Consider the following 11813-nt stretch of genomic DNA (forward strand, 5'->3'; position numbering starts at 1 on the left):
CGCGCACGGGGTCTGAGGACACCGTGAACCTGCGCCGCCTATGGTAAACAACTCCTCAATCGACGGTGCGCCCTGTCGGGCGCGATTCTCCATCTTTAGCGGAGAGCCACGCCCCATCTCCTCGACGCCTGGAACGATAGTGGAATGCGATCCGGGACCCAGCAGGGAAAGCGCCGCGTAGCGGCACGCTCCTGGAGGGACATAGTCGCTTCGCGTTGTCTCGTGCTGGGTCCCGGGCCGCATTCCGCTGGCGCTGCATGCGCCCGGGACAGGGGCTGTGCGAAACGTCCAACGCTCCGCTGCGCCCGCTTCAATCGAGCTTTCAGGATCCGGTGAACTCCGCCGCACCCTTGGGCCGGCGCATCTGGAACCGGGTTTCCGCGGTGGCGTGGAAGTAGTCGAAATATCCGCCGCGCATGATCGGATGCATCGCGGCGGTGTCGACCATGCCGTCCGATACGAACCGCTCGTCGACGTAGATCGACACGACCTGGCCGATCACCAGGAAATTCTCGGCCTCGCCGCCGCCGAGCGGCACCAGCGGGACGGTCTGGAGCCAGCGGCATTCGAGGGCGGCAGGCGAGGCCGCCACCCGGGGCGGGCGCACCTTCTGCGAGGGGGCGGTCTCCAGGTTGGCGAAGGCGAATTCGCTTTCGCCTCGCGGCAGGGGCGCCGAGGAATCGTTCATCCCGTCGCGCAGGTCCCAGGTCGCCAGGCTGCACACGAACTCCGCACCCTCCTCGGCGAAGGTCATGGCGTCCTTCCGGCCCGAGGACGAGAACGCCACCATGTCGTCGGCGACCGCGTTGAAGAACGAGTAGGGCGCGAGGTTGAGCTTGCCTTCGCGGCTCATGGCACTGATCCAGCCGATCGGGCGTGGCGCCACGATCGCCTTGAGGGGGTTGTGCGGGAGCGCGCGGGCCTCGCGCGGGACGTCGAGATCGTAATGCACGGATGCGCCTTCTGAGTCGGGACGCACTCAGAGATAGGTCACGATCTCCGAAAGACTCGGCCGCGGACGGTCGGACGGCACCTCGCGGGCCCGGCCGATATGCACGAAGCCGGCGAGCTTCTCGGATGGCGCCAGGCCCAGAGCGTCCAGCACCCGGCGATCGTAGGCGTACCATTCCGTCAGCCACGACGTGGCGAAGCCCGAGGCGTTGGCCGCGACCACGAGGTTCATGGTGGCGGCACCGACCGAGAGCAGCTGCTCCCATTCGGGGATCTTCACGTGCGGGCCCGTGCGGGAGACGACCGCGACGGTCAGCGGCGCGTGCATCAGGCGGCCGCGCTCCTGGGCGAGCCGCTCCGGCCTCGCATCGGGGTTGTCCGCCGCGAACGTGGTCGCGATGATGTCTCCGACCCGCTCCCGCGCCGCGTCGGCGATCACGATGAACCGCCAGGGCGCCAGCTTGCCGTGGTCGGGCACCCGGGACGCCACGGTCAGGATGGTCTCGAGCTGCGCGCGGTCCGGCCCCGGGCCGTCCAGCAGCAGCGGCGGGACCGAACGGCGCGTCGTCAGGAGGTCGAGGGTGGCAGTCATGCGTCCTGTCCCGCGGATGAATCGGGACCCGGATGTGGCACGCACGGGCACCCGGGGGAAGACCGTGCGGCCTTGCCGCCGCCATGGTCCGGAGGCACAGGCGGAACCGGACTGGGACTTGATGAGGATTCGACTGATGCGCACGAGGCTTGCCGCGATGGCGTTGGCAATTCTCTCGCCCGCCCTCATGCCCGCTGCTGCGCGCGCGCAGCAGGGCGTGTTCCAGAACCGCCTCGGCGACCCCCTGCCCTCCCCGTCGATCACCAGCCCGACCTTGCCGCCCAACATGCCGCCGGCCGAGCCGGAGGCGCAGCTGTCCCTGTCGGCGCTGTTGTCCGGAGCGGGGGTGCCGCTGCGCAAGGGCCTGGCCTGGCGGATCTACGAGGATCGCGGCGACGGCACCCGGCCCTCGATCGTCGGCCGCTCCACCGAGGCCGAGCCGAACTTCACCCTGCCCCCGGGCGCCTACGTGGCGACCGTTACCTACGGCTTCGCCAGTGCCTCGAAGCGCATCGTGATGGGCGGACAGCCGGCCACCGACACCCTCCGGGTCGCGGCCGGCGCGCTGAAGCTCGCCGGCGCCGTCGGCGACCAGAAGATCCCGCCCGCCCAGGTGGTGTTCTCGGTGTTCGTGCCGGTGGGCACTAATTCCGAAGGCCGGCTCGTGCGCTCCGGCATCAAGGCCGGGGAGATCCTGCGGCTGCCGGAAGGCACGTATCACGTGGTCTCGACCTACGGAGAATCCAACGCGATCCAGCGCGCCGACCTGCGAGTCGAGAACGGCAAAGTCACCGAGGCGACGCTCAACCACCGCGCCGCCACCGTCACCCTCAAGTTGGTCGCCGCCTACGGGGCGGAGGCCTATGCCGGCACCGCCTTCTCGGTCCTCACCCCCGGCGGCGACACGATCCGCGAGGCGATCGGCGCGTTTCCGCAGGTAACCCTGGCCGAGGGCGACTACGTGCTGATCGCCCGGCATGACGGGCAGGTCTACACCCGCGAGTTCAAGGTCGAGAGCGGGATGGACCGGGACATCGAGGTGGTGGCGAAGGCCGGCTGAGCGTTCGGTTCAGGCCATCCGCCGCGCCAAAGCCACGCAGGCCGCGACCGCGAGCGCCGCCCCGATCATCGCGGGCTCGATCCGCTCGCCCAGCACCAGTGCGGCGATGCCCAGCCCCATGAACGGCTGCAGGAGTTGGAGCTGCCCGATCGCCGCGATGCCGCCCCGGGCCAGCGCCCGATACCAGAACACGAACCCGATCAGCATGCTGAACAGGGCGACGTAGCCGAGGCCGACCCAGGCCGGCAGCGGGATCGCGCCGGGATCGGCCGGGCGCAAGGCCAGCGCCAGCGGCAGGGAGAGCGGCAGCGACAGGACGGTGGCCCACGCGATCACCTGCCAGCCGCCGAGCCGCCGCGCGAGCTTACCGCCCTCCGCATAGCCGAGGCCGCAGACCAGGATCGCCGCCAGCATGAAGGCGTCCCCGGGCCCCGGCGGCCCGTCGAGCCCGCGCGCCGCGAAGCCCACCGTCACGAGGGCGCCCAGGATCGACAGGATCCAGAACGCCGCGGAGGGGCGCTCGCCCGACCGCAGGGCGCCGAACACGGCGGTGGCGAGCGGCAGCAGCCCTACGAAGACCGTCCGGTGCGCCGCGTTGACGGTGCGCAGGGCGAGCGCGGTCAGGAGGGGGAACCCGACCACCACGCCCGCCGCCACGATGGCGAGCGCCCCGAGGTCGCTCCTGCGGGGCCAGGCCTCCCGCAGGATGAGCAACGCGGCGGCCCCCGCGAGCCCGGCCAGGGCCGCCCGTGCGGCGCTGAGGAACAGCGCGTCCATGCCGGTGAGCGCAAGCCGGGTCGCCACCAGGGAGCCGCTGAAGATCGCCACGCCGACCAGCCCGTCGATCCACGCCCCCGGCTTTGCCGAGGCGAGGTCCCGCCCGGCGCCTGGGTCGGTCAATGCCGTCGATGCTTGCCCGGATCGTGCCACGCCTGTCCCCTCGGCCTTGATCCGCCGGGACATGCGCCTGCTGCGCGTGCTCAGATAGGGACGGTTCGGGCCGGACGAGCCGAACTGTACCGGCCGCGCGGCAGGACACGCGCGGTGGCCTAACGATCCGGCCGGTCGGTTCCATGTTCCGGGGATTAACATTTCTGCGATCACGCGGAACGATGCGTGCAGGTCGGCCCTTTCCCCGCGCCCATCCCGGGCCGCTGGAGATCTCGATGCGCCGCCTCGTCCTCGCTTCCCTCGCCGCCGCTGTCCTCGCCGGACCCGCCCTCGCCGCGAACACCACGCCCCCGACGGTGGCCCCCAAGTTCGAGAGCGTGCCGCAGGACGCTGTGCTGAGCTACAACCTGATCGGCCTCAACATCACCGACGCCGAGAACAACACCGTCGGCGAGATCAAGGACATCGCGATCCACAACGAGAAGGTCGTCGGCTACATCGTCTCGGTCGGTGGCTTCCTCGGCATGGGCGAGCGTTACGTCGCCGTGTCGCCGGCTTCCGTGGCCCTGGGCTACGATGCCGACGCCAAGAAGTGGAAGGCGATCATCGGCGCGACCAAGGAGCAGCTGAAGTCCGCGCCGGAGTTCAAGTACGACGGCAAATTCAAGCGCTGAGCGTTCGACGGGGCTGCCGGCGGCATGGGCTGGCCGGCGGCCCCGGTTCTTCCGAATGACCTCGGCGGTTCATCGCAGCAGAGGCTTCGAGGGATACGTCGGCACGGCGCAGTCGAACAGGCGCCCGATCTAGTGCGAGACCCGATCCGCCTGCAGAGCCTCACGGGCCATCCGGTTGACGAGTGCGTCCCGCTTGGCCTGGCGCAGGATGATGCGGGCCGCCGCCCTGGCGTTGGCGGCGCGCAATGTCGCCTGAGGCCCCCCTTCGCGCAGCACGCGAGATGCCAGAGCCCGAAACCATTTTACGTTGGCGAGCGCTGCGGCTCTCCGGCTGATCGGGCCGCCGACGTCCAGCGGCTTCTCTACTGTGGCAGCGGCCATTGGCTCAATCCTGGACTGCTTTTCGCCACTTGTCCGCGAATGAGACAAGAAATGGCGATGCTGCTCAGACTCGGCAATAGTGATGCCGGCCGACCATTTTAGAAAACGACACAGATCAGGGGCCCTGACGGTGCGCGGACGCACGGGTCCGTTCAATGCCACCTGAGGCCGACTCAGGCGGTTCGGTCAACCACGCCGGCGCCGGTGCGGACAGCGGGCTCGGCGTCGCTGGGCCCCTCGCCGCCGATCAATCCGTCACGGGGCGTTTGGGGAGAGCTTGGTCGCAGGAGCCGGGGCCTCACCGCCGGCGTCGTCCTCGCTTCGGACTACGAACGGGGCTGCAGCTCCGAAGCCGATGACGGCGTCGTCGAGAAGCGTATTGAGCCTGTCGGCGACCCAGGTCGCGCCGTCGAGCATGGATGACAGGATGGCGTGCATCGCTTGCCTCCCCGCGCAGGAGATTTAGGCCGTCTGGGGCGACGGAGCGCCGGGTTGCCGGGCGTTCCGTCGCCGGGTCCGATCGCATCAGACGAAGTGAGCCGGCAGGGCGAGGCTCAAGGCCTGGACGTAGGAGCCGGCCAGGACCGCGAAGGTGGCGATCGTCGCGGCGGCGGCAATGGTGAGGCGGGTTGCGAGGGGCATTGGAAGTCTCCATCAGGTCCGCGACTGTGTTCGCGGTGTGACCCTGATGTATGCCTAAGCTTTCCGGGCGGGCGTGCTCCGGCACACCTGGGTCGCGATGGGTTTTGTCCGCATTCGGCTCAACGATTTCGTTGAAGCAGGCTTGCGGCGGCGCCCAGGCTCGAGCCGACGGCGAGAACCGCCAGCAACGTTGCCACGCGTGCTTCGGTCGGGCTCTGCTGCAGCGTCAACAACTGGAGCAGGTCCCGGACGATCAGCAAACCGCAGGCGACCGATCCCAGCGCGGCCAGGAAGGCCAAGACCTTGAACAGTGCGGGATACGCGCAGCCGCCGGGCGAAGTCCGCAATCTGGTTCTGGCTCCCTCCTGGGCGAGCGGCGGGGTGTCGGCGTGGTCAACCGATGGTTGCTCGGAACGCGAAACGTCGCCTGGGCCGACGCGCGCACCGGTTTGGACTGCGCGCATCGGGCCGGCGATCCTGGCGGGCCGCCGTTCAGGCCGCCCGCACGGTGGCGAGGAAGCGGCCGACCTCGGCGGCGAGGTGTTCGGACTGCCGCGAGAGTTCCGATGCCGCGCCCAGCACCTCGCTCGCCGCCGATCCGGTCTCTTCCGCGGCGCTGGCGACGCCGGTGATGTTGCTGGTCACCGCCCCGGTCCCCATGGCGGCCTGGCTGACGTTGCGGACGATCTCCTGGGTCGCCGCGCCCTGCTGCTCCACGGCGGCGGCGATCGAGGTGGTCACGCCGCTGATCTCCTGGATCCGCGCCGCGATCGAGCCGATCGCCGTGACGGCTTGGCCGGTGGAGGCCTGGATCCGGGCGATCTGGCCCGAGATCTCCTCGGTGGCCTTGGCGGTCTGCTCGGCCAGCGCCTTCACCTCGGAGGCGACGACGGCGAAGCCGCGTCCGGCGGCGCCGGCGCGGGCCGCCTCGATGGTGGCGTTCAAGGCCAGCAGGTTTGTCTGGCCGGCGATCGACGAGATCAAGCCGACCACGTCGCCCACCCGGGCCGCCGCCGTGCTGAGCTCCTGCACCAGCACGGCGGTCTGATCCGCCTCGCTGACGGCGCGCTGCGCCAGGCTGGCCGAGCCGTCGACCTGGCGGCCGATCTCCTGGACCGACGAGCCCAGCTCCTCGGCGGCGGCCGCCACGGTGTTGACGTTGCTGGCGGCCTCCTCGGCCGCGGCGGCCACCGCGCCGGACTGCGCCGAGGTCTGGCCGGCCATGGCCGACATCGCCCCCGCGGTTGCCTGAAGCTCGGTGGCGGAGGCCGAGACGAGGCCGATGATGCCGCCGACCGCCTGCTCGAACGTCTCGGCCATCTGGCGCATGCCGGTCTTGCGCTGCGCCTCGGCTGTGAGCCGGGCCTCGGCCGTCTCGGCCTCCAGAGCCTTCATCTGGATCAGCCCGTCCTTGAACACCTGCACGGCGTCCGCGATCGTGCCGATCTCGGTGCGGTCGCCCTGGTGCGGGATCGTCGCCGACAGGTCGCCGGCGATCAGGGCTTGCATCGGCTGCACCACGGACCGGATGCCGCGCGTGACACCCAGGACGATCACCGCCCCCGACAGGACCGAGAGAACCAGGGCGAGCCCGATCGCGATCAGGGTCACCGTACGGGTCTCCTCGAACACCACGAGCCCCTGTGCCTCGGCGGCGCTGGCGCCTTCGTTGTTGAGGGCGATCAGCTTCTCGAGGGTGGTGGAGACGGCACGACGGGGCGCGAGCCCGTTCGTCTCGTAGAGCGCGTAGGCCTGCGCCTTGTCGCCCCGGCGCGATAGGGCCAGCACCTCGTCCCGGACAGCCCGGAAGGTTTCCGACGCACGGCTCAGCGTCGCGTCCAATGCCTGCTCTTCGGGTGAGCTGATCAAGGTGCGATAGAACTTGGTCTTGTCGTCCACGGACTTGTCGAAGTTGCCGATGTCCTTCTCGATGGTGGCCAGCAGGGCCGGATCGGTCGCCTGTGTGTGGCGCAGAAGAAGCCCACTGCTCCGCGCCGTCAGCGTATTGATCTCGCTCAGCGTCCTGATGCTCGGCAGCCAGTTGGTCTCGATGGCGACGGTCTGATCGCGCAGCTTCTGCGTGCTGACGAGCCCGAGTATACCCAGGCCAACCACGAAGACGGTCAGGATGGTGAACGCCACGATCAATTTCGTGCGGATGGAGACAGATTGCAGCGTCACGGCACCCTCGGAATGCAGCGGAATAGCAAATTTGCGCAGGCTGCAGCCGCGAATGCTTAACCAACAGATGTTAACAACCGCTGATTGCTCTGGTCCCGTAATTACGGACGAAGCCCAACGCGGTATGGACGGAGTTGGCCGTGCTGGCCGGCCGGGAGATCAGAATCGGACACCCGCGCGGGTATATTCAGGGTTTCGCGATGGCGCGATCGGCAAGATGCCGGAACTCGCTCGGCGCCATCCCGTATTTGTCCTTGAACCGCCGGGAGAAATGCGCCTGGCTGGCGAAGCCGCAGCCATAGGCCAGGGTGCCGAGGGACAGGTGTCGGCAGCCCGGGTCGGCCAGGCGCTTGGCCGCGGTCTCCAGCCGGCGCTGCCAGATCCAATCGGAGATGTGTTGCCCGTGCTCATGGAACAGTTCCTGAAGGCGGCGCAGCGACACGCCGACGGCCGCCGCGAGCTGGGGCGGGTCTAGGGTCAGGTCGCCGAGATTGGCCTCGACATGGGACTTGGCCCGCTGGACCACGACGGTGCCGTGCAAAGGCCGGGGAACCTCCTTGGCCAGGCGCTCGGCGATACTGGCCGCGATCAGGTCCACGGCGATGGCCGACATCCGCTGGGCGACGTCGGCCGTGAGCGCGGTCTCGACATGCAGCAACGTGTCTAGGAACGTCGTCACCAGCCGAGCGCTGCCGAGGTCCCGTCCGATGGTCAGGGCCGAGAAGTGGCGGGCGTCCCCGAGCAGGCTTTCCAAGCGCTCTCGGGGGATTTCCAGGAGCAAGGATCGGGACGGTCCGGACGTCTGTCGGACGGACGGGCTCGCCCGATCCAGGACCGCGATCTCACCGGGCTGCACCACGGCCTGGCGCCCGAACTGCTCGCACACCGACGTTCCGGACAGCTTGACCGTCACGGCAAGCGTGTCCCGTTTGTGGTTTCGCCGAAGCGTGGCCGGGGTCGATTCGACCCGCACGGCGCTGAACGTCGAGCGGGTGATCAGCAGCGACCCGAGATCGGTCCCTTCGAACAAGCCGTGGAAGGGACCATCGTCCACCCGAAGCAGTTCGGCTGGCATCAGGCGGCTCGTGGCAAAATCCCTCCAGAGATTGAAATTCGTATTGGATCGATCACTGATAGCTGAAAAGATGATTTTCATCGAATCGCAAGTCGTCTCGGCAATCTCGATCCAGGATTGCCGCATTATCGATCAGCGCACCTAAAAATGGTAGATCCGAATTAATTGGTCTAAAAATCAGATAATTACTGTATTCAATCTATTAAGATTCGTGCGAGATTTTTGTATTGGAAATAAAATTTCGATTACTGGCATTGGGCGGAATAATCGTCACCCTTTGTAGTGGCTGTTTTGTATGAGTTAAAACGTCGCGCAGAAGAAGGCCGTTATCTGCGCGCTGTGGCCCTCGGCAAACCCACGCGGCGATGCTGTGTGGCTCTACTTCGGAATGTCAGTCGGTATCGATCCTGGGATGGCCGGGATCGGGTCGCTGCACGGGGGCCTGCAACGCCGGCGGCAGCGCTGGCCCCGATTGGAGCGCCTCGTCCGCATTGTCGCGCATCGGAGGCCCCCGGCGCGACGGGGCTGTCTGTCACCTGCGCCATGTCATCGATAGAGGCGGGAGCGATCAGGTCCGTCGTCGTCCTTGCCTCGAGGCGTCCCGGCTTGGCCGGTTCAGGTTTCGAGCGTGGCGGCGCGATCGATCAATCCGCGATCGGAGGGCCGGCCTCGTCGGGGGCCTGCCGCGGCACCGGCCGCGGCTTGCGCGCCGGCTTGGCCGGTTGGACGGTCCGAACCTGCGGGGGCGTTTGCACCGCAGGTCGTTGCGGCGGCCGCGGCGGCCGGGCAATCGGAACGTTCCTCAGCGCGGTATCCGTCGTCTCGGCCGCGGGGGCGGCGGGGCTCGACGGCTGCGCGACGGTGGCCCGATTGTGCGGCACCGCTCGCTGCGGCTGCGGCGGGGTGACTGAGGCGGGGCCGACAGCCGCAGTCTGCGGCGCCGCCGTGCAGGTCTGGCCGCAATTGCTCACGACGGCCTCCACACTCTTGCCGTCGATCATCGCGGACACGATGCACCGGCTCGGATGATAGACGAGCTCGTACTGGAACCGGCCCTTCTCATCCGACTCAGTGCGGAACTTGTCCTCCAACACCACCGGCATGTGCGGACGCTCCGTCGTCCCGACGATGTAGAGCCGGCCCGTCGCGATCGCCGCGAGGGTGATCTCCGGTGCCGCCGAAGCGGGCCCGCACCACGCCAGGGCAGCTGCCCCCGCCGCGGCGACAATCGAGGCGAAACGAACCAACCGACAAATCTCCGAGTTCAGCCCGCGATATGCGAAAGCCAGACCATCTTCAGGCGGAGATAGTTCTAAACCCGAAATTGCATAGGTAGAACGAATTGTCTTCAGCGCTGTCGCCAAAGAATTGATTTCGTTGTGAATGGGGAGCGGCGCAACGATACCAAGCCGATACGCCCCATCGGCGCCTGCGCGGCGACGATCCGACAAAACAGATTGTGAGGAGCGTCCTGGGAAGTCTTGGTGGGCGCACTAGGGTTCGAACCTAGGACCCGCTGATTAAGAGTCAGCTGCTCTACCAACTGAGCTATGCGCCCGATCGCGTCTGCGACCCGCCCCGGTGGCCACCAAGTCCGTCCGGGGTGGCGGGCTGATACCAACGCATCCGGGGGCTGTCCACCCCCGGACGCGGGTTTTTTGCTATTCCGCTGCCGCGTGCTGTGCATGAACCCGCACGGCGTGGGCCGCGAGCTTGTTCAGGGCCGAGAGATACGCCTTCGCGGACGCCACCAGCGTGTCCGGGTCGGCGCCCCGAGCGGTGACGCTGCGGTCGCCGTCGCGCAGCCGCACCGAGACCTCAGCCTGCGCGTCGGTGCCGCCGGAGACCGCCTGCACCTGGTACAGTTCCAACTCGGCCTTGTGCGGCACCAGGGCGGTGATCGCGTTGAACACCGCGTCAACCGGCCCGTTGCCGTCGGCCTCCTCGATCCGGGTGCCGTCCTCGTCGGCGATGCGGAGGGTGGCGCGCTGCGGGCCCCGCGTGCCGGCGATGACCGAGAGCGAGACCAGGCGGATCCGGTCATGGGCGGTGGCGAGGTTCTCGTCGACCAGGGCCTCGATATCCTCGTCGTAGACGTGCTTCTTGCGGTCGGCCAACGCCTTGAACCGCTCGAACGCGTCCTGGAACTGGTTGTCGGACAGGTGCAGGCCGAGGTCATCGAGCTTGGAGCGGAACGCCGCCCGGCCCGAGTGCTTGCCCATCACCAGGGAGGTCTTGGTCAGGCCCACCGAGGCGGGCGTCATGATCTCGTAGGTCTCGGCGTTCTTGAGCATGCCGTCCTGGTGGATGCCGCTCTCGTGCGCGAAGGCGTTGCGGCCGACGATCGCCTTGTTGAACTGCACGGGGAAGTTGGTGGCGTGGCTCACCAGCTTGGAAGCGCGGGTCAGCATGGTCGATTCGATGCCGGTCTCGTAGGGCAGCACGTCGGCGCGGGTGCGCAGCGCCATCACGATCTCCTCGAGCGCGGCGTTGCCGGCGCGCTCGCCGATGCCGTTGATCGTGCACTCGACCTGCCGGGCGCCGCCCTCGATGCCGGCCAGCGAGTTGGCGATCGCGAGACCCAGATCATTGTGGCAGTGGACGGAAAAAACCGCCTGGTCGGCGTTGGGCACCCGCTCGCGCACGGACGCGAACATGTCGCGATACTCGGACGGCGTGGCGTAACCCACCGTGTCGGGCAGGTTGATCGTGGTGGCGCCGGCCTTGATCGCGGCCTCGACGCAGCGGCACAGGTAGTCGATCGGCGTGCGAGTCGCGTCCATGGCCGACCATTCCACGTCCTCGACGAGGTCGCGGGCCTGGGCCACGGTCTTGAGGATGATCTCCAGCACCTCGTCCTGGGTCTTGCGCATCTGGTGCGCGAGATGGATCGGCGAGGTCGACACGAAGGTGTGGATCCGTCCGCGCTTGGCGTGCCGCACCGCCTCGCCGGCCCGGGCGATGTCGGCGGGGATCGCGCGGGCGAGGCCCGCGATGGTGGCACGCTTGGTCCGCCGGGCGATCTCCGAGACGGCCTCGAAATCGCCGATCGAGGCGATCGGGAAGCCGGCCTCGATGATGTCGACGCCCATCGTGTCGAGGAGCTCGGCGACCGCGAGCTTCTCGTCGTGGGTCATGGTTGCGCCGGGGCACTGCTCGCCGTCGCGCAGGGTGGTGTCGAAGATGACGATGCGTTCGCGGGCGGTGGTGCTGCTGGTGGTCATGGCTTTACCCTGTCGCGGGCCGCCCGGCGGAAGGCTCGGGGCGGCGGGGAGCCCAAAAGGGGCGAGGTTCGCGAATTCAAAAAATCCCCTGAAGGCCCAGGCGCGCGCGCCCGGACGGCCCTCAGGGGCGGGTAAGCAGAAG

Annotated in this window: 12 protein-coding genes and 1 tRNA gene; 2 read left to right on the forward strand and 11 right to left on the reverse strand. The window is 68.3% G+C overall.

Translation table 11 applies throughout. The features are described 5' to 3' along the window. Positions 1 to 322: 322 nt before the first annotated feature. Positions 323 to 952, reverse strand: coding sequence for a flavin reductase family protein (locus FV233_RS09335; protein WP_147852749.1), 630 nt, complete (start codon positions 950 to 952; stop codon positions 323 to 325). Between the two features lie 27 nt (positions 953 to 979). After that, the gene (locus FV233_RS09340) at positions 980 to 1543 is read right to left on the reverse strand and encodes a nitroreductase (protein ID WP_147897303.1); all 564 of its coding nucleotides are present in this window, start codon (positions 1541 to 1543) and stop codon (positions 980 to 982) included. A gap of 136 nt (positions 1544 to 1679) precedes the next feature. Here FV233_RS09340 and FV233_RS09345 point away from each other — a divergent pair, with 136 nt between their 5' ends. Then, positions 1680 to 2603: a hypothetical protein gene (locus tag FV233_RS09345; RefSeq protein WP_147897304.1), complete on the forward strand. Its 924-nt coding sequence runs from the start codon at positions 1680 to 1682 to the stop codon at positions 2601 to 2603. 9 nt (positions 2604 to 2612) lie between these two features. Here FV233_RS09345 and FV233_RS09350 read toward each other — a convergent pair whose 3' ends face one another. Further along, positions 2613 to 3503, reverse strand: a complete 891-nt coding sequence (locus FV233_RS09350) for a DMT family transporter (protein WP_147897305.1) — start codon at positions 3501 to 3503, stop codon at positions 2613 to 2615. Positions 3504 to 3769: 266 nt separating this feature from the next. Here FV233_RS09350 and FV233_RS09355 point away from each other — a divergent pair, with 266 nt between their 5' ends. Next, a complete protein-coding gene (locus FV233_RS09355) occupies positions 3770 to 4168 on the forward strand; it encodes a PRC-barrel domain-containing protein (protein ID WP_147852752.1) in 399 nt (132 codons plus the stop codon). A 129-nt stretch (positions 4169 to 4297) separates the two neighbouring features. Here the strand turns inward: FV233_RS09355 and FV233_RS09360 are convergent, their stop codons facing one another. The 8 genes from FV233_RS09360 to FV233_RS09400 form a co-directional block, all read right to left on the reverse strand. Continuing rightward, positions 4298 to 4549: a hypothetical protein gene (locus tag FV233_RS09360; RefSeq protein WP_147852753.1), complete on the reverse strand. Its 252-nt coding sequence runs from the start codon at positions 4547 to 4549 to the stop codon at positions 4298 to 4300. 255 nt (positions 4550 to 4804) lie between these two features. Next, positions 4805 to 4987: a hypothetical protein gene (locus tag FV233_RS09365; RefSeq protein WP_147897306.1), complete on the reverse strand. Its 183-nt coding sequence runs from the start codon at positions 4985 to 4987 to the stop codon at positions 4805 to 4807. Positions 4988 to 5310: 323 nt separating this feature from the next. Next, a complete protein-coding gene (locus FV233_RS09375; RefSeq protein WP_147897307.1) occupies positions 5311 to 5655 on the reverse strand; it encodes a hypothetical protein in 345 nt (114 codons plus the stop codon). A 28-nt stretch (positions 5656 to 5683) separates the two neighbouring features. Then, a complete protein-coding gene (locus tag FV233_RS09380) occupies positions 5684 to 7372 on the reverse strand; it encodes an MCP four helix bundle domain-containing protein (RefSeq protein WP_147897308.1) in 1689 nt (562 codons plus the stop codon). Between the two features lie 187 nt (positions 7373 to 7559). Then, entirely contained in the window at positions 7560 to 8528 is a 969-nt protein-coding gene (locus tag FV233_RS09385; RefSeq protein WP_147897309.1) for a helix-turn-helix domain-containing protein, read from the reverse strand. A gap of 563 nt (positions 8529 to 9091) precedes the next feature. Continuing rightward, positions 9092 to 9694 carry a hypothetical protein gene (locus tag FV233_RS09390; RefSeq protein WP_147897310.1) on the reverse strand — a complete coding sequence of 201 codons (603 nt, stop codon included), beginning with the start codon at positions 9692 to 9694 and terminating at the stop codon, positions 9092 to 9094. 235 nt (positions 9695 to 9929) lie between these two features. After that, positions 9930 to 10005, reverse strand: a tRNA-Lys gene (locus FV233_RS09395). A 103-nt stretch (positions 10006 to 10108) separates the two neighbouring features. Then, positions 10109 to 11671: a 2-isopropylmalate synthase gene (locus tag FV233_RS09400; protein WP_147897311.1), complete on the reverse strand. Its 1563-nt coding sequence runs from the start codon at positions 11669 to 11671 to the stop codon at positions 10109 to 10111. Positions 11672 to 11813 lie beyond the last annotated feature (142 nt).

It is taken from the genome of Methylobacterium sp. WL7 (assembly GCF_008040085.1).
GTDB lineage: Bacteria > Pseudomonadota > Alphaproteobacteria > Rhizobiales > Beijerinckiaceae > Methylobacterium > Methylobacterium mesophilicum.

Excerpts from the sequence above, each read along its gene's own strand:
- FV233_RS09360 (WP_147852753.1), bottom strand. The coding sequence starts at position 4,549 with ATGGCCGCTGCCACAGTAGAGAAGCCGCTGGACGTCGGCGGCCCGATC.
- FV233_RS09365 (WP_147897306.1), bottom strand. The coding sequence starts at position 4,987 with ATGCACGCCATCCTGTCATCCATGCTCGACGGCGCGACCTGGGTCGCC.
- FV233_RS09355 (WP_147852752.1), top strand. The coding sequence starts at position 3,770 with ATGCGCCGCCTCGTCCTCGCTTCCCTCGCCGCCGCTGTCCTCGCCGGA.
- FV233_RS09375 (WP_147897307.1), bottom strand. The coding sequence starts at position 5,655 with ATGCGCGCAGTCCAAACCGGTGCGCGCGTCGGCCCAGGCGACGTTTCG.
- FV233_RS09400 (WP_147897311.1), bottom strand. The coding sequence starts at position 11,671 with ATGACCACCAGCAGCACCACCGCCCGCGAACGCATCGTCATCTTCGAC.
- FV233_RS09385 (WP_147897309.1), bottom strand. The coding sequence starts at position 8,528 with ATGAAAATCATCTTTTCAGCTATCAGTGATCGATCCAATACGAATTTC.
- FV233_RS09345 (WP_147897304.1), top strand. The coding sequence starts at position 1,680 with ATGCGCACGAGGCTTGCCGCGATGGCGTTGGCAATTCTCTCGCCCGCC.
- FV233_RS09340 (WP_147897303.1), bottom strand. The coding sequence starts at position 1,543 with ATGACTGCCACCCTCGACCTCCTGACGACGCGCCGTTCGGTCCCGCCG.